A 17,156-nucleotide genomic window follows, 5' to 3' on the forward strand; every position below is an offset into this window, starting at 1 on the left:
GCTAGATTCCGTACCTGCGGTTGAAGTAGAGCATCACATCGAGCGCCAGCCGGATGTTCCCGCCGAGCATATCCACCAGGGCGGGCCGCTGACTGGCCGTGATCGCGGCGAACGCGTCCGCGAAGAACTCGCGTCTGCCCAGGTCGTCGGGCTGCCGGTGGAAGTCGCTGGCCAGGTACGGCAGGCACCGGGCGTACAGCGCGCGGAAGTCGGCGCCGTCGGACTGCCACCGGCCGCGCTCGGCGTCGATGTCGTCGAGGGCGTGCCCGACCTCGTGCATCATCACGTCCGGGGTCGGCGACGGCCGGTCGCCCACCACGATCTTGCGGTCGCCGTACGCCCCGGCGCAGATGTCCCAGGTGGCCCGGCCCGACGGCAGCGGGCGCCCGGCCAGGTGCCCCATGTCGTCGAGCTGCGGGACCCCGCCCGGCCCCACGTAGATGCCGTCCAGCCCGGCGGCCAGCTTCTCCTTCAGCGGCTCGGGCAGCGCGGCCAGGCTCTCCACCGCGCGCACCACGTCCGGCGGCGGCGGCCCCTGCGCGGCGTCCCACTGGCGGTGCAGGATGTCCTCCAGCGGACCGCAGTGCACCCGGCCGTCGCCCAGCGACGGGGCGCCCGGCGGGCGCGGCTCGGTCCGCGGCAGGTCGGTGTCGAGCTCGAAGTCCCGCCAGTTCGGGCCCCCCGGCCGTCCGACGGGCCGCTGCGGCCGGACCCGGTCGGCGGGGGCGTCGCCGGCCGCCGCGAACTCGTCGTCCCGGCCGCCCTTGCGGAACCGGCCCCACCGGTCGCGCGGCTGGCTGCTGCGCGGGCGGGTCTGCGTCCAGCCCCGGCCGCGCTCGGGGCCGGGCTGCTCGGGAGGCGACGACGCGAAGCCCTCCTCGGGCCGCTCGCGGGACTTACGGCGAATACCCCGGTACCGCATCCACCCCGCCTCTCCGCACCGTCCGGACGCCCAAGGCGCACCGTGCCAGACTCGCCCATGGCAGGGTAAGCCGGTCGGTGACGTCCCGTCGACAGGCGGCCGGGCGGCAAGTCACCGGATACGCTCGAACCATGCTGTATGTCCTGCTCGGCCTGATCATCGTGGGCGTCTGGCTGTACTGCCTGTTCGACGTGCTCACCACCGACGAGACCGACGTACGGCTCCTGCCGAAGTTCGGCTGGTTCCTGATCGTGCTGCTCGGCTTCGCGATCGGCGCGGCGCTGTGGCTGACCCTCGGCCGCCGCCGCGGCCCGCAGGAGCCAGCCTGGACGCCGCCGGGGGTCCAGTCCGGCCCGCGCCCGGAGCCGCCCCGCGGGCCGGACGACGACGAGGAGTTCCTGCGCAGCCTGGACCGCAGGATCCGCGGCGAGGACTGAGGGCCCCGCCGCCGGATCCCGGCCGGGAGGGCTCAGCCGGCGTAGGAGTGCAGGCCGGAGAACAGGTAGTTCACCCCGAAGAAGTTGAACAGCAGGGCGGCGAACGCCACCAGCGAGATGATCGCCGCCCGGCGGCCCCTCCACCCGGCGGTGGCGCGGGCGTGCAGGTACCCGGCGTACGCCACCCAGGTCACGAACGACCAGACCTCCTTGGGGTCCCAGCCCCAGTAGCGGCCCCACGCCTCGTCCGCCCAGATCGCCCCCGCGATGATGGCGAAGGTCCAGATCGGGAACGAGAACATGGTCACCTTGTAGGCCAGCCGGTCCAGGGCCTCGGACCCCGGCAGCATGGCCAGTGCCCCGCCGGACGCCCCGCGCTCCTCACGGCGGGACTGCACCAGGTACAGGATCGTGGCCACCCCGCCGACGGTGAACGCGCCGGTGGCGACGATGGCGGCGGTGACGTGGATGGCGATCCAGTACGACTTGAGCGCCGGGACCAGCGGCCCGACCGGCGTGTAGAGCCAGATGGTGGCGACCCCGAGCGCGATCACCGCGGCGACCATCACGAACGCGCCCAGGAACCGGGCCTTGTAGCGGGCCAGCACCACCAGGTAGGCGGTGACCGCCGCGAACGCGATGGCCGTCAGGAACTCGTACATGTTGCCCCACGGCCAGCGTTCGGCCGCCAGGCCGCGGGTGACCAGCGTGCCGAGGTGGGCGCCCCAGCCCAGCAGGTTGATCAGGACCGCGAACCGGCCCCAGTCCCGTTCGGCGCGTTCCTCCGGCTCCTCCCCGGCGGCGGGCGCGTCGGCGGCGGCCGTCTCCCCGCCGCCCGCGCCGACCAGCACCTTGGCCGGCTCGGTCCGCTCGGCCTCGGCCCGCGTCCGGCGGCGGCCGAAGCCCAGGTCGAGCGCGTACCCGACCATGGCCACCACGTACAGCAGCACGGTGCCCAGCGCGAGCTGGTCGCTCAGATTCGCAAGGTCGCTGTCGGCCACCTCGTCACTCCTCGGTCTCGTCGGCGGAACCGGCGCCGGGCCGGTCGGCGGCGTCGTCGCCCGCCGGGGGAACGTCGCGGCGCAGCGCCGCCACCAGGTCGTCGAACTCCGCGGTCGGGTTGCCCAGGGTCAGCCCGCCGATCTCCACCACGGTACGCCCGCCCTCCCCGGGGGTCGCGCGCACCCACACCCGGCGCCGCCGCACCATGAACGAGGCGACGATCCCGGCGATGGCGACCACGGCGGCGGCCAGCGCGGGCCCCCGGCCGGGGTCGTGGTTGATCGCCAGGCTGATGTACTCCTGGGTGCCGTCGAACGTGATGGACCCGGCCCCGCCGGGGATCTGGAACGTCTCGCCCGGCTTGAGGATCTTGGAGCCGCCGCGGACCGGCTGCAGGGTCCTGCCGATCCCCTCGATCCGGTACACCGACTGCGGGGTGCCGGAGTCCAGCCCCAGATCGCCCTTGAACGTCATCAGCGAGATCGTCGGGTTCAGCGGGGCGGGGAACCGGGACACGATCTGCTGGTTGCGCGTGTCGGCCACGGCGGTGGGCCAGAACACCGCCTGGAACGCCAGCTGCTCGGGCCGCGCGTCGGGCACCTTGATGACGCCCTCGGAGGTGAAGTTGCGCTGCTCGATCGGCAGGAACGGCACCGCCCCCCGGAAGGCGACATTGCCCTGGCCGTCGCGGACGGTGAAGCGCGGCGCGTACCCGTGGCCCAGCACGTAGACCTTGGCCCCGCCGACGCCCAGCGGATGGTTGACCTTGAGGTCGTACGGCTTCTCCGGGGAGTCGGGCCCCTCCCGGTAGAAGACCTTGGCGGTGAAGTCCAGCGCCTGTCCCTGCTGCGGCCCGGGCTCGGTGACGAACTGCGCCCGGAAGTCCTCCAGCCGCATCGAGAACGGCGCCAGCCGGTCCGGGCTGAACTGCCGGCCCGGCGTGAACTGGTCGTAGTAGGCCAGCGAGTTGGCGAACCCGCCGCCCTCGGTGAGCACGATGTTGCCCCGGTAGCCGAACAGCGCCCCCGCCGCGACCGCGAACAGCAGCACCAGCAGCGCCAGGTGGAACGTCAGGTTCCCGATCTCGCCCAGGTAGCCCTTCTCGGCGGCGACCGAGCCCGTTCCGTCCGCCACCCGGAACCGCCGTCCGCGCAGCAGCCTGCGGGCCTCGGCCAGCACCTCCTCGGCGTCCCGCTCGGTCTCGAACGACGCCGACTGCGGCAGCCGGGACAGGTGGCGCGGGGCGGGCGGCGGCGCGGACCGCATGGCCCGCCAGTGCTGCCGGGACCGGGGGATGACGCAGCCCGCCAGCGACACGAACAGCAGGATGTAGACGGCCGCGAACCAGGGCGCGGCGAACACGTCGAACAGCGACAGCCGGTCCATCCACGGCCCGACCGTCCGGTGCTCGGCCAGGTATTCGGCGACCTCCTCGGGGGCCTGGCCGCGCTGCGGCAGGATCGACCCGGGCACCGAGCCCAGCGCCACCAGGAACAGCAGGATCAGGGCGGTGCGCATCGAGGTGAGCTGCCGCCAGCCCCAGCGCAGCCAGCCCAGCGGCCCCATCCCCCTGGGGCGCGGCTGCGGGCCGTCGGGGGCCTGCGCGACGGGGGCCTCGGCGCCCTCCTGCTGTGCCTGTGTCATGTCAGATCACCGTCTCGAAGCCGCCGATCCACGACTTCAGCTCGAGGGTCAGGTCGCCCCACAGCCCGGTCACCAGCAGCGCCCCGATGGCGACGAGCATCCCGCCGCCGATCCGGGTGACCAGCCGGTACCGGCTCCTGATCGCGCCGAACGCGCCCAGCGCCCGCCGGTAGGCCAGCGCGGTCGCCACGAACGGCAGTCCCAGCCCCAGGCAGTACGCCAGCGACAGCAGCGCGCCCCGGCCCGCGCTGGCCTCGTTGAACGACAGCGCCTGCACGGCCGCCAGGGTGGGCCCGATGCAGGGCGTCCAGCCGAGCCCGAACAGCACCCCGAGCATCGGCGCCCCGGCCAGCCCTGCGGTCGGCAGCCGGCCGGACTTCACGGTGCGCTGCAGCCCGGGGATCAGCCCCATGAACGCCAGCCCGAACACGATCGTCACGCCGCCGAGCACCCGAGTGATGGGGTCGGCGTACTCCAGCAGCCACCGGCCGAGCCCGCCGACCGCGACCCCGGCGGTCACGAACACCACCGTGAACCCGGCGATGAACAGCGCCGCCCCGGCCACCAGCCGCCCGCGCCGCTGCCGCTCCAGGTCCACCCCGGACATGCCGGTGACGTACGACAGGTAGCCCGGCACCAGCGGCAGCACGCACGGCGAGGCGAACGACACCAGTCCGGCCAGCGCCGCCAGCGGCATCGCCAGCAGCAGCGATCCGTCCGCGACCGTCTCCGCGAGGGTGTTCATGGCCTCGTCTCGCCCGCGCTCATCGTTCCGCGGCGATCCGGGTGATCAGCGGGTTGAGGGTGGAGTAGGTGGTGGCGCCGATGATCCGGGCGGCGACCCGGCCCTGCCGGTCGAAGATCAGCGTGCTGGGCACCGCGTTCGGCGGGACCTCCCGGAACGACAGCATCAGCCGCCCGTCGGCGTCGAACAGGCTGGGGTAGGTGATCTCGAAGGTGCGCTCCATGGCCAGCGCCTGGTCCCTGGCGTCCTTGAAGTTGACGCCGACGAACTCCACGCCCCTGGGCTTGTGCTCGTCCGACAGCTTCTGCAGGGTGGGGGCCTCGCCGCGGCAGGGGGCGCACCAGGAGGCCCAGAAGTTCACCACCACGACCTTGCCCCGGTAGTCGGCGAGCTTCAGCGGCTCGCCGTCCAGCGTGGTGCCCTCCACCGGCCCGACCGCCTTGCGGTCGGCGGCCGCGATGGTCTGGGCGGTGCCGTCGCCGCCGATGAACCGGTTGTCGGCGTCCCCCGGGGACGCCTGGCCGCCGGCGCATCCGGCCAGCAGCAGACAGGCGGCCAACGGCAGGCCGGCGCGTGCGGCGACGGCTTTGACTCCGGGCATCGGGAACTCCTACTACACGTGGTAGTACATCACTGTAGTGCCGGAATCAGGCGCCCGGGACGGTGGGTCGCTTGACCAGCCCGGCGGCCGGCTCGTGGTAGGAGACCTCGACCAGCCGGTCGCCCTCGAACGCCAGGCTGGTCACGCTGGCCAGCTCGCACTGCCGGCGCTTGGGGTGGTGCCACATCCGGCGGCGCTCGGCGTACCGGCGCAGCGTCCAGATCGGCAGCTGGTGGCTGACGCACACCGCCTCGTGCCCGCGCGCGGCGTTCTTGGCGGCGATCACCGCGCCCCGCATCCGCATGGCGATCTTCCTGTACGGCTCGCCCCAGGACGGCCGGATGGGGTTGATCAGGAACGGCCAGTGCCGGGGGTGCTTCAGCGACCCCTGGCCCGCCCCGAACGTCAGTCCCTCGAAGTGGTTGCCGGCCTCGATCAGCCGCTCCTCGACGGCGACCTCCAGCCCGAAGACCTCCGACATGGGCGCGGCCGTCTCCAGCGCCCGCTCCAGCGGCGAGGAGAACAGCGCGGTCACGTCCCGGTCGGCGAACCATTTGGCCACCGCCTGCGCCATGAGGACGCCGTTCTCGCTGAGACGGTAACCGGGCAACCGGCCGTAGAGGATCCCCTCGGGATTGTGGACCTCGCCGTGCCGCAACAGATGAACGATCGTCTTCTCACTCATGGCGGTGGTCAGACTACCCGCGAACAGCCAGGACCCCGTCCTCGAGGTCCGCCCGCGGGTCAGCGCAGCCGGGCGGGCGCGTAGGCGCGGATCTGCCGCGCCGCCCGGTCCAGCACCTGCTGGGAGGCGCCGGCCCGGCCCATGATCTCCACGAACCGGTAGGTCAGCGCGGCGATGCAGATCTCCGCCCGGCTGCCCGGCAGGATGCAGGTGATCATGAGACCGACATCCTCGGCGCGGGGGGCGCGGGCGTCCATGCAGAAATCCGCGCGGGCTACTCCTCGTCCGACAGGACGGAGCGGGCGGACGCGCGCAGGGCGTCCAGGGCGGCGCAGATGGCGGGACGGCGGGCGGCCTCCTCGCGCCAGACGGCGTAGATGCGGCGGCTGAGCGGCCGCCGGAGGCGGATCACCGCGACGCCCTCGGGCAGCGGATCACGGCCCAGCCGGGGCAGGATGCAGTCGCCCAGCCCGGCGGCGACCAGGGCGAGCTGACTGGAGATCTCGTAGGCCGTGTGGTGCAGCCGCGGCTCGCTGTCGAACGTGCGCAGCGTGTGGGTCAGCCAGTCGCAGCAGATGGTGCCGGGAGGGGAGCTGATCCAGCAGTCGCCCGCCAGCTCCTTGAGGTCGATCTCGTCCCGTCCGGCCAGCGGATGGCCGGCCGGCACCGCCACGTCGGCGAGGTCCTCGCAGATCATGCCCTTGACCAGGCCCTCGGGGACGGACAGCGGCTCGTTGTTCCAGTCCTGCACGATGGCCAGGTCCAGGTCGCCGCGCGCCACCAGCGGGGCGCTGACGAACGGGTCGTGCTCGGTGACCAGCACCCGCAGGTCGGGGTGGCGGGCGCGCAGGTCGCGCAGCGCGGCGGGGACCAGGCCGCGGATCGCGGTGGGGAAGGCGCCCAGGGACAGCTCGCCGACCACGACCCCGCGGTGCGCCTCCAGGTCGGCCTCGGCCCGTTCGACCAGCGACAGGATGCGGTCGGCGTGCATCACCAGCAGCTTGGCGGCGTCGGTGAGCTTCACCCCGCGGCCGTTGCGCTCCAGCAGCTTGTGGGCGGTCTCCCGCTCCAGCTTGGCGAGCTGCTGGGAGACCGCCGACGTCGTCACGTGCAGCGCCTCGGCCGCCGCGCTGACCGAGCCGTGGGTGGCCACCGCGTGCAGCGCGCGCAGCCGATCCAGATCGAGCATGAAGCAAATCTAAACGCCAGCCCGGATCGGCGCCAGCACCTTCTAAACAAACCGGGTCGGATCAGGACATCGCGGCGGCGGCGGCGCGGGCGGCGGCGGGCATCGCCGACACCACCCGGTCCAGCGCGGCGTCGTCGTGCGCGGCGCTCAGGAACCACACCTCGTACGCCGACGGCGGCAGGTAGACGCCCTGCTCCAGGGCGGCGTGGAAGAACGCCGCGTACGCCTTGGCGTTCTGCCGCTGGGCGGCGGCGAAGTCGGTCACCGGCTCGTCGGTGAAGAAGATCGAGAACAGGTTCCCCGCCACCTGCAGCCGGTGCGGCACGCCCTCCTTGGACAGCGCCTCGGTGGCCGCTCCCGACACCACCGAGGCGGCCCGGGTGATGGCGTCGTACACCTCGTCGGTGGCCTCCCGCAGCGTGGCCAGCCCGGCGGCGGTGGCCAGCGGGTTCCCCGACAGCGTGCCCGCCTGGTAGACCGGCCCGGCCGGCGCGAGCTGCGCCATCACGTCGGCGCGCCCGCCGAACGCGGCGGCCGGCAGCCCGCCGCCCATCACCTTGCCGAACGTCATCAGGTCGCCCGCCACGCCCTCCAGGCCGTACCAGCCGGAGCGGGTCACCCGGAAGCCGGTCAGCACCTCGTCGATGATCAGCAGCGCCCCGTGCCGCTCGCACAGCGACTTCAGCAGCCGGTTGAAGTTGCGGTCCGGCGGGACCACGCCCATGTTGCACGGGCACGCCTCGGTGATCACGCAGGCGATCTCGTGGCCGTGCTCGCCGAACGCCAGCTCCACCGCGGGCACGTCGTTGTACGGCAGCACGATGGTGTCGGCGGTGGTCGCCCCGGTGACCCCGGGGGTGTCCGGCAGCGCCAGCGTGGCCACCCCGGACCCGGCGGCGGCCAGCAGCGAGTCCACATGGCCGTGGTAGCAGCCGGCGAACTTGACCACCTTGCTCCGCCCGGTGAACCCGCGGGCCAGCCGGATCGCCGACATGGTGGCCTCGGTGCCGGAGTTGACCAGCCGGACCTGCTCGACCGGGGTGCGCGCCACGATCTCCTCGGCCAGCTCCACCTCGCCCGGGGTGGGCGCGCCGTACGAGGTGCCCCGCCCGGCGGCCCGGCGCACCGCCTCCACCACGGCCGGGTGGGCGTGCCCCAGGATCATCGGCCCCCACGAGCAGATCAGGTCGACGTACTCGTTGCCATCCACGTCGACCAGGTAGGGGCCGTGGGCGGAGGCGATGAACCTGGGGGTGCCGCCCACCGCCCGGAAGGCGCGCACCGGCGAGTTGACACCGCCCGGAACCACCTGGCCCGCGCGGTCGAACAGTTGCTGGGAGCGATCGATCTCGGTCACCCCGTCAGTCTCTCAGTCGCAATCCGGTATACACACTTGACCCGGGCGGCGGCAGGCCGATATCCACCCAAAGTACTGGTGCGGGGTTCGCCGTCGACGACGGCCGAGGTCCCGGCCTGTGGCCGCTGAGACGGGCCGCACGAGCCGGAGGGATGACGAAGTGGCAGACGGCTGGACGGTCCCGGGTTTCACCCCTGTGCGTGAACTGGGACACGGATCCACCGGCCGGGTGATGCTGGCCGTCGACGAGGTCACCCGGACCGAGGTCGCGATCAGGTACCTGGACCCCCGGCTGACGGCCGACGACGCGTTCATGGCGGCGTACCGGCCGCTGGCCCGCCGGCTGACCCAGCTGGAGGACCCGGGCATCGCCGACCTGTACGAGCTGGTGGACGGCCCGGACGGCGCCGCCGCGGTGGTGATGCAGCGGGTCGACGGCGTCCCCCTGCGCCGGATCCTGGACACCCAGGGGCCGACCGGGCCGCTGGCCGCGCTGACCGTGTTCGGCGGCGCGCTGGCGGCGCTGGCGGTGGCGCACCGGGCCGAGGCGGTGCACCGGGACGTCCGGCCCGAGAACATGCTGGTCGACCGGGCCGGGCAGGTGGTGGTCACCGACTTCGGGCTGGTCCCGCCGCGGCGCTCCAGGTCCGGCGACGAACCCCCCGGCACCCCCGCCTACCTGGCCCCCGAACTGTGGAACGGGGCGCCCGCCTCCCCCGCCTCCGACCTGTACGCGGCGACCGTGGTGTTCTTCGAGTGCCTGACCGGGCGCCGCCCGTACGAGAGCGGCGGCAGCGGAGGCCGGGCGATCGCGGCGCTGGGCCGGGCGCACCGGGAGGCGCCGGTCCCTGCCGACGCGGTGCCCGGCCCGCTGCGCGGGCTGATCGCCTCGGGGCTGGCCAAGGACCCCGCCGACCGGCCCGCCTCGGCGGAGGACTTCCTGGCCGCGCTGGAGGAGGCGGCCGTCGCCGCGTACGGGCCGGCCTGGGAGGCGCAGGGACGCGGCAGGCTGACCGAGATGGCCGCCGCGGCCGAGAACGCCCCGGCTCCCGCGCCCGCCCCCGCCAAGGCCGCCGGCGGCCCGCCGGACCGGGCGCGTCCCGCGGGCCGGGGCCGCCTGGTGGGCAGCATCGCGGCGATCGTCGTCGTCACCGCCGTCGCCGGGGCCAGCGTGGTGTACGGCATGGACCGCGGCGGCCCGTCCCCCGCGCAGACCGTCTCGCCCACCGTCGCCGCGCCGCCCGCCTCCACCCCCGCGGCGTCCCCGGCCCAGTCCCCCGCCGACGCCCTGGCCGCCCGGATCACCACGGCGGCGGCCCAGCGGCCGAGCGCGTCGTTCTCGTACCAGGGCAAGGGCTGCTGCGGCGCTAACGCCACCGCCAAGGGAACGTTCGCCGTCCGGCCCGGGCAGGTCCCGGCGTACACGATGACCGCGTCGAGCCCGGCCCGGCAGACCCGCAAGGCCGCCCGGGTGATCCTGATCGGCGAGACGGCCCACGTGCGGCAGGGCGACCGCTGGCGCCAGGTGCCCGCCTCGCCCGGCCAGGCGCAGGGCTACGCGCCGCTGGCCGCTCGGGTCCGCGAGTGCACGTCGGTCGACCATGTGGTCGCGCTCGCCGGGGAGAGCACCGACCTGCGGCGCAGCGGACGCACCTACCGGGGAACGGTGGCGGTGGCGCGGCTCGGCGACGCGCACCCGTACGCCGCCATCGCGCGGGCGGCCAGGACCGACCGGCTGACCTACACGCTGGTGCTGGACGCCGCCGGGCTGCCGAGCCGGCTCACCGTCACCATCGGCACCGGCCGCACCCGGGCCGTGCTGACCACCGCCTACGGCGACTGGGGCAGGCGGGTCGCGATCGACGCCCCCCGCTGAGGCCCGGCCCGTTCAGCCGACCGCCTCACAGCAGTCGGACAGGATCTCCAGCACCCGCACCGGGTCCGGCAGCGGGGTGCGGTCGGGGGGCCGCACCCAGGAGACGTCCCCGGCGGGCAGCGTGGAGGGCGGGGCGACCACGTAGCTGTCCCGGCAGTGCCAGCGCAGGCCGGGGCTGTCGTCGATGGTCTCCGGGGAGCAGTCCAGGTGGCACGACCACCACTCGTCCTCGTCCTCGGGGGCGCCCCGGGTCGCCACGAAGAACAGGTGCCGCCGCGCCCCGATCACGGCGACCGGCCCGACCGGGCTGGTCGGCCCGGGACCGGCGTACCGCTCGGCGATCCGCGCCAGCGCCATCTCACCGGCCGCCGCGGGCACGTCGAACACGTCGAACACCCGTCCGGTCGGCAGGATCACGTTGGCCCGGGGATCGTCCGCCCACCAGCGTTTGATCCGGTCCGGCTCGGTCGTCGCCTGGATCTGCCACGCCGCCGTCACCGGATGGCCCCCCGGATCCGGGCATCCGATCCGGTCGCACGAACACGCCCGGTCCCCGCCCACCAGCGGATGCGCCCCCGGCACGCACGGCCACCCGAGCGCCGCGTACTCCTTGGCGGCCGCCCCCAGACGGCTGCGCCCCCGCTGCCGCCGCGCCGCCGATACCGCCGCCAGCATCATTCGACTCTCCCCCAGTCACGCGCGCACCCCGGTGCCCGCGTCCTCCGCTTACCCGATAATGGCCGCCGCCGTCCCGCCGTACCGCACCAACCCCCGAAAACCGCCCCAACGGACTAGACCCCATGATCCCCGGGGCCCCTGAACCCTGCACCCGAAGCCACTGGACCCTGCATCTGAGGTCACTGAAGGCCACCCGCGAGCGGGCCCGCGTGGCCGTAAGGGAGGAGGCTTTCAAGATCGCGAGGAACGAGCGATCTTGAAAACGACGACCGCACGGCCACGCGTCCCCAGGCCCGCTCGCCGCCGCGCCGGAGGCGCGGCCATAAGCACGCGCTAGCCGCGCGAGCGGAGCGAGCGCAATGAGCAGGCGGCCTCGGTCGCGTAGTAGGTGAGGATCTGGTCGGCTCCGGCGCGGTGGATGCCGGTGAGGGACTCCAGAACGACCCGGTCGCGGTCGAGCCAGCCCTGGGCGGCGGCGGCCTCGATCATCGCGTACTCGCCGCTGACCTGGTAGGCGGCCACCGGGACGTCGACGGCGTCGCGGACCCGGCGGACGATGTCCAGGTACGGGCCGGCGGGCTTGACCATCACCATGTCGGCGCCCTCGGCGAGGTCGAGCATGACCTCGCGCAGGGACTCGGCGGCGTTGGCGGGGTCCTGCTGGTAGGCCGAGCGGTCGCCGAACTGCGGGGCGCACTCGGCGGCGTCGCGGAACGGGCCGTAGTAGGCGGAGGCGTACTTGGCGGAGTAGGCCATGATCGCCACCTGCTGGTGACCGGCCGCGTCCAGGGCGGAGCGGATCGCGCCGACCTGGCCGTCCATCATGCCGCTGGGGCCGACCACGTGGACGCCCGCCTCGGCCTGCGCGATCGCGATGGCGGCGTACCGCTCCAGGGTCTGGTCGTTGTCCACCTCGCCGGACGGGGTGAGCACGCCGCAGTGACCGTGGTCGGTGTACTCGTCCAGGCACAGGTCGGCCATCAGCACGGTGGCGTCGCCGAGGTCGGCCGACAGTTCCCGCAGGGCCCGCTGGACGATGCCGTCGGGGTCGTCGGCGGCGCTGCCGCGGCCGTCCTTGTGGGCGGGGATGCCGAACAGCATCAGCCCGCCCACACCGGCCTCCACGGCCTCCTGGGCGGCCTTGCGGAGGGTGTCCAGGGTGTGCTGGACGACCCCGGGCATGGACGGGATCGGGTGCGGCTCGGCGATGCCCTCCTTGACGAACATCGGCAGGATCAGGGCGGCCGGGTCCAGCCGGGTCTCGGCGACCAGCCGGCGCATCGCGGGGGTGCGGCGCAGCCGGCGGAGCCGGGCGACCGGGAAACGAGCAGTCATGGCGCGGACCTTCTCAGGAGACGTCGGACGGATGCGCCGTCAGCGCCGCCTGCGGGCGCCGCGGCGCATCTGGCTGGGCTTGCGCAGCGGGTCGCCCGCCTCGATCTGGGCGGCCCGTCGCCTTGCACCGTACTCCGCCAGGGCCTCGGCCAGCGCCAGGGCCGAGGGTTTGTCGGCCATCACGTCCACGCGCAGCCCGTACTCCTGCGCGGTCTTGGCGGTCTGCGGGCCGATCACCGCGATCACCGTCACGTTGTGCGGCTTGCCGGCGATGCCGATCAGGTTCCGCACCGTGGAGGAGGAGGTGAACAGCACCGCGTCGAACCCGCCGCCCTTGATCGCCTCGCGGATCGGCTGCGGCGGCGGCGCGGCCCGCACCGTCCGGTAGGCGGTGACGTCGTCGCACTCCCAGCCCAGCTCGGTGAGCCCGGCGATCAGGGTGTCGGTGGCGATGTCGGCGCGCGGCAGCAGCACCCGGTTGATCGGGTCCAGGTCCTTGTCATACGGCGGCCAGACCTCCAGCAGGCCCTCCCCGGACTGCTGGCCGGTCGGCACCAGGTCGGGATGGACCCCGAACTCGATCAGCGCCCTGGCGGTCTGCTCGCCGACCGCGGCGACCTTGAGCCCGGCGAACGCCCGGGCGTCCAGGCCGTAGTCGACGAACTTCTCCCTCACCGCCCGCACCGCGTTGGTGGAGGTGAACACCACCCACTCGTACCGGCCGGTGACCAGGCCCTTGACGGCGCGGTCCATCTGCTGCGGGGTGCGCGGCGGCTCCACCGAGATGGTCGGGACCTCCTCGGGCACCGCCCCGTAGGAGCGCAGCCGCTCCGACAGCGAGGCGGCCTGCTCCTTGGTCCGCGGCACCAGCACCCGCCAGCCGAACAGCGGCTTGGTCTCGAACCACGAAAGCCGGTCACGCCAGCCGACCACATCGCCTACGATGATCAGTGCCGGCGACTCCATGCCCTTGGTGTCGGGGACCAGCCGGTGCAGTGTGGAGACGACCGTCTCCTGCTCGGTGGTGGTGCCGAGGCTGGTCATGGCGGCCGGGGTGGAGTCCGGCCGGCCGGCGGCCATCAGCCCCTTGGCCACCTCCGCCACCATGGTCTCGGCGCCCAGGATCACCAGCGTGGTGTCGGGATCGGCGTAACGGTGCCAGTCCACCCCGCCGCGCGAGGCGTCGACCACGCGGATCTCGCGGGTGCGGGAGTCGGTCAGCGGGATGCCCGCGTACCCGGGCACGCCGGTGACCGCCGACACGCCGGGCACGATCTCGAACGGGATCCCGGCGGCGGCGCAGGCGGCGGCCTCCTCGGCCAGCGAGCAGGCCACCCCCGGGTCGCCGCGGAACAGCCGGACCACGCTGCGGCCCGCCGCGGCGGCGGCGCCGACCAGGGTGACCGGATCGCCCTCGGCGGTGTCCAGGACCTCGGCGTCCGGCCGGCAGTGCGCCAGGATCTCGCCGGGACAGCGGGCCCGGTCCACCACCACCGTGTCGGCCTCGCCGAGCTTGGCGACGGCCCGGACGGTCAGCAGTCCCGGGTCGCCGGGGCCCATCCCGACGAACGAGACGGCGCCCTGGTCGGTCTCAACGGGGCTCAATGTCGCGCTCCCCCATCAACTGGTCGGCCCCCTGGGCGAACAGCCGGGCGGCGAGCTCCCGCCCGACCTCCTCGGCCCGTTCCGGGTGGCCGCTTGCGGACAGCCGTACCTGGCGGGCGCCGTCGATGCTCGCGACGCACGCGGTCAGGTACAGGCTCGATTCGACATCTGCGGTGTCCTCGACGGTCGCGTACGCGCCGACCGGGGCCGCGCAGCCCGCCTCCAGCGCCGCCAGCACGGTGCGCTCGGCGGTGACGGCGGCCCGGGTGGCCGGGTCGTCGACCGTTCGCAGGAGTTCCACCAGGTCGGCGCGGTCGGAGCGGCACTCGATCGCGAGTGCGCCCTGCCCGGGGGCGGGCAGCATCTGCTCGGGGTCCAGGACCTCGGCGACCGCGTCGAGCCGGCCGATCCGGCCCAGCCCGGCGTAGGCCAGCACCACCGCGTCCAGCTCGCCGTCGGTGACCTTGCGCAGCCGGGTGTCGGCGTTGCCGCGGATCGGGACGACGTTCAGGTCCCCGCGCAGCGCCCGCAGCTGGGCGACCCGGCGGGGGGAGCCGGTGCCGACCGTGGCGCCCCGCGGCAGGTCCGCCAGCTTGGCGGGCCCGCACAGCGCGTCGCGGGGGTCGTCGCGGCGGTAGACGGCGGCCAGGGCGATGCCCTCGGCGGGGCCGGTGGGCAGGTCCTTGAGGGAGTGCACGGCGAAGTCGACCTCGCCGGACAGCAGCCTGTCGCGCAGCGCGCTGACGAACACGCCGGTGCCGCCGATCTGGGCCAGGTGGGCGCGGGAGACGTCGCCCTCGGTGGTCACGCCGACCAGCTCGACGGTGACTCCGGTGCGCTCTTCCAGCACGTCGGCGACGTGCCGGGACTGGGTGGTGGCCATCAGGCTCTTGCGGGTGCCCAGGCGCAGGGTGGTCATGATGCGGATCCTTCGATGTCCGGGCGGGCCACGGCCTCGGGCGCCTTGGGGTCGAGGTCGAACAGCTCGCGCAACGCGGCGGCGTAGGTGTCGCCGCCGGGCGCCGACGCCAGTTCCTTGACCCGGACGGTCGGCGCGTGCAGCAGCTTGTCCACCACCCGCCGCACCGTCTGGGCGATCTCGGCCCGGTCCCGGTCGTCCAGGCCGGGCAGCCGGCCGGCGAGCCGGGCCAGCTCGGCCTCGACCACCTCGGCCGCCTTGCTGCGCAGCGCCACCACGGTCGGCGCGACCGCCGCCGCGCGGGCCGCGGACAGGAACGCGGCGACCTCGTCGGCGACGATCCGGCGCACCGCCTCGACGGCGCGGGGGCCGAGCGCCTGCGCCGCCTCCTCGGCGGTGCGCAGGTCGTCCAGGCCGGCCAGCGCCACGCCGGGCAGGGCGCCGACGGCCGGGTCGACGTCGTGCGGCAGCGCCAGGTCCAGGAAGAACCGCCGGTGGGACGCGTGCGGGACCTGCTCGGCGGCGATCACCAGCCCGGTGGCGCCGGTGCAGGAGATCACCAGGTCGGCCTCGGCCAGCGCGGCCGTCAGGTCGGCCAGCTCGATCGCCCGGGCGGGCGCCTCGGCGCCCTCGGCCAGCCGCCTGGCCCGGTCGAACGTGCGGTTGGCGACGATGATCTCGCCGATCCCGGCGCGGGCCAGGGTGGCGACCGCCAGGCCGCTCATCGCCCCGGCGCCGACCACCAGCGCGCGCCTGCCGGACAGCTCGCCCAGATGGCCCTCGGCGATCGTCAGGCCCACGCTGACCAGGGACGCCCCGGCCTTGTCCACCCCGGTCTCGGCGTGCGCCCGCTTGCCGACCCGCAGCGCCTGCTGGATCAGCTCGTGCAGGTCGCGGCCGACCGTGCCCTCGGCCTGGGCCAGCCGGAACGCCTGCCGCATCTGGCCGAGGATCTGGCTCTCGCCGACGACCATCGACTCCAGCCCGCACGCCACCGAGAACGCGTGCTGGACGGCCCGGTCCTCGTAGTGCACGTACAGGTGGCGGGACAGCTCGTCCAGGGTCACCCCGGCGTGCCGGGCGAGCAGTTCGGAGATGTCGGAGACGCCGCCGTGGAACTTGTCCACCACGGCGTAGACCTCGACGCGGTTGCAGGTCGAGACGATCAGCGTCTCGGCCACGTGCGTCGAGTCGTGCACCTCGTGCAGCAGCTTGACCAGGTCGTCACCGGACGCCGCGGCGCGTTCCAGCATGGCCACCGGGGCGCTGCGGTGGCTGAGCCCGACCACCAGGACAGTCATCGGCCCGCCGCCTCACTCGTGGTCATGCCTCAACCGCCTCGATGTACTCGCTGGTACCGGGTGGTCGTTCCCGCCTCGCTCCGTCGCCATGTTCGTCCAGCTCCTCCGACCAGTCATCTGCTGCACCATCTCCCGGCCCGCCCGCCTTGCGCTGCTCGTGAAATGCCAGGATCTGCAACTCGATGGACAGATCGACCTTACGCACCTCGACCCCCTCGGGCACCGCGAGGACGACCGGGGCGAAGTTGAGGACGCTCGTCACACCCGCCGCGACCACACGATCGCACAAAGCCTGGGCCGCCGCCGCGGGGGTCGCGATCACCGCGATGGAGACCCCGTGTTCGGCGATAACGCGTTCCAGCTCGTCGATATGCCGCACGGTCAGTCCGGCGATCTCGGCGCCCACCACCGCGGGGTCGGCGTCCAGCAGGGCGGCCACCCGGAAGCCCCGGGAGGCGAACCCGCCGTACCCGGCCAGCGCCCGGCCCAGGTTACCCACGCCGATGATGGCGACCACCCAGTCCTGGGTGAGGCCCAGCTCACGGCTGATCTGGTAGACGAGGTAGTCGACCTCGTAGCCGACCCCCCGGGTGCCGTACGAGCCCAGGTGCGACAGGTCCTTGCGGAGCTTGGCGGAGTTGACCCCGGCGGCGGCGGCCAGTTCCTCGGAGGAGACGGTGGCGATGCCCCGCTCCTGCAGGCTGTGCAGCGCGCGCAGATACACCGGCAGCCGCGCCACCGTGGCTTCTGGGATCCCCCGCTCGGCGCGGGTGCGGTTGTGTCGACGTGTCACGGCCTGCTCTTCGGGGCTTTTGACGCCATGGCTTGCGGTCCGACCCGGCCCGGGCGGCGCGATCCGG

General features: G+C 74.0%; 17 protein-coding genes. 2 read left to right on the forward strand and 15 right to left on the reverse strand.

Annotation, left to right across the window (positions count from 1 at the left end; translation table 11 throughout):
• Position 1: 1 nt before the first annotated feature.
• On the reverse strand, positions 2-922 hold the full coding sequence (locus HNR21_RS01525) for a hypothetical protein (protein ID WP_182703719.1): 921 nt from the start codon (positions 920-922) through the stop codon (positions 2-4).
• Positions 923-1,053: 131 nt separating this feature from the next.
• On the opposite strand from HNR21_RS01525, the gene HNR21_RS01530 reads away from it, so the two are divergent.
• Positions 1,054-1,359 (forward strand): PLDc N-terminal domain-containing protein, encoded by a 306-nt coding sequence (locus tag HNR21_RS01530; RefSeq protein WP_182703720.1) that lies wholly within the window; start codon positions 1,054-1,056, stop codon positions 1,357-1,359.
• A gap of 32 nt (positions 1,360-1,391) precedes the next feature.
• Here HNR21_RS01530 and ccsB read toward each other — a convergent pair whose 3' ends face one another.
• The 8 genes from ccsB to hemL form a co-directional block, all read right to left on the reverse strand.
• Positions 1,392-2,360, reverse strand: a complete 969-nt coding sequence (gene ccsB / locus HNR21_RS01535) for a c-type cytochrome biogenesis protein CcsB (RefSeq protein ID WP_182703721.1) — start codon at positions 2,358-2,360, stop codon at positions 1,392-1,394.
• 4 nt (positions 2,361-2,364) lie between these two features.
• Positions 2,365-4,005 (reverse strand): cytochrome c biogenesis protein ResB, encoded by a 1,641-nt coding sequence (gene resB / locus HNR21_RS01540; RefSeq protein ID WP_182703722.1) that lies wholly within the window; start codon positions 4,003-4,005, stop codon positions 2,365-2,367.
• A 1-nt stretch (position 4,006) separates the two neighbouring features.
• The gene (locus HNR21_RS01545; RefSeq protein ID WP_182703723.1) at positions 4,007-4,750 is read right to left on the reverse strand and encodes a cytochrome c biogenesis CcdA family protein; all 744 of its coding nucleotides are present in this window, start codon (positions 4,748-4,750) and stop codon (positions 4,007-4,009) included.
• A 19-nt stretch (positions 4,751-4,769) separates the two neighbouring features.
• Complete coding sequence (locus HNR21_RS01550; RefSeq protein WP_182703724.1) at positions 4,770-5,351, reverse strand: TlpA family protein disulfide reductase; 582 nt, start codon at positions 5,349-5,351, stop codon at positions 4,770-4,772.
• Between the two features lie 46 nt (positions 5,352-5,397).
• Positions 5,398-6,036, reverse strand: a complete 639-nt coding sequence (locus HNR21_RS01555; RefSeq protein WP_182703725.1) for a histidine phosphatase family protein — start codon at positions 6,034-6,036, stop codon at positions 5,398-5,400.
• Positions 6,037-6,095: 59 nt separating this feature from the next.
• On the reverse strand, positions 6,096-6,254 hold the full coding sequence (locus HNR21_RS01560; RefSeq protein WP_182703726.1) for a hypothetical protein: 159 nt from the start codon (positions 6,252-6,254) through the stop codon (positions 6,096-6,098).
• 56 nt (positions 6,255-6,310) lie between these two features.
• Positions 6,311-7,225: a LysR family transcriptional regulator gene (locus HNR21_RS01565; protein WP_182703727.1), complete on the reverse strand. Its 915-nt coding sequence runs from the start codon at positions 7,223-7,225 to the stop codon at positions 6,311-6,313.
• A gap of 61 nt (positions 7,226-7,286) precedes the next feature.
• Positions 7,287-8,582 (reverse strand): glutamate-1-semialdehyde 2,1-aminomutase, encoded by a 1,296-nt coding sequence (gene hemL / locus HNR21_RS01570; protein ID WP_182703728.1) that lies wholly within the window; start codon positions 8,580-8,582, stop codon positions 7,287-7,289.
• 196 nt (positions 8,583-8,778) lie between these two features.
• Between hemL and HNR21_RS01575 the strand changes: the two genes are divergently transcribed.
• Positions 8,779-10,458, forward strand: coding sequence for a serine/threonine-protein kinase (locus HNR21_RS01575; protein ID WP_182703729.1), 1,680 nt, complete (start codon positions 8,779-8,781; stop codon positions 10,456-10,458).
• A gap of 12 nt (positions 10,459-10,470) precedes the next feature.
• Here the strand turns inward: HNR21_RS01575 and HNR21_RS01580 are convergent, their stop codons facing one another.
• From HNR21_RS01580 to HNR21_RS01605, 6 genes are all read right to left on the reverse strand, one after another.
• A complete protein-coding gene (locus HNR21_RS01580; protein ID WP_182703730.1) occupies positions 10,471-11,133 on the reverse strand; it encodes a bifunctional DNA primase/polymerase in 663 nt (220 codons plus the stop codon).
• Positions 11,134-11,469: 336 nt separating this feature from the next.
• Positions 11,470-12,471, reverse strand: coding sequence for a porphobilinogen synthase (gene hemB, locus HNR21_RS01585; RefSeq protein ID WP_182703731.1), 1,002 nt, complete (start codon positions 12,469-12,471; stop codon positions 11,470-11,472).
• A 39-nt stretch (positions 12,472-12,510) separates the two neighbouring features.
• On the reverse strand, positions 12,511-14,076 hold the full coding sequence (locus tag HNR21_RS01590) for a bifunctional uroporphyrinogen-III C-methyltransferase/uroporphyrinogen-III synthase (protein WP_267898991.1): 1,566 nt from the start codon (positions 14,074-14,076) through the stop codon (positions 12,511-12,513).
• Positions 14,063-14,995 carry a hydroxymethylbilane synthase gene (hemC, locus tag HNR21_RS01595; protein ID WP_182703732.1) on the reverse strand — a complete coding sequence of 311 codons (933 nt, stop codon included), beginning with the start codon at positions 14,993-14,995 and terminating at the stop codon, positions 14,063-14,065. The genes HNR21_RS01590 and hemC overlap by 14 nt, the downstream gene beginning before the upstream one ends.
• The gene (locus HNR21_RS01600; protein ID WP_182703733.1) at positions 14,992-16,296 is read right to left on the reverse strand and encodes a glutamyl-tRNA reductase; all 1,305 of its coding nucleotides are present in this window, start codon (positions 16,294-16,296) and stop codon (positions 14,992-14,994) included. The genes hemC and HNR21_RS01600 overlap by 4 nt, the downstream gene beginning before the upstream one ends.
• A 22-nt stretch (positions 16,297-16,318) precedes the next feature.
• Positions 16,319-17,089: a redox-sensing transcriptional repressor Rex gene (locus tag HNR21_RS01605; RefSeq protein WP_119728254.1), complete on the reverse strand. Its 771-nt coding sequence runs from the start codon at positions 17,087-17,089 to the stop codon at positions 16,319-16,321.
• Positions 17,090-17,156: the final 67 nt, after the last annotated feature.

Source organism: Thermomonospora cellulosilytica, assembly GCF_014138835.1.
GTDB lineage: Bacteria > Actinomycetota > Actinomycetes > Streptosporangiales > Streptosporangiaceae > Thermomonospora > Thermomonospora amylolytica.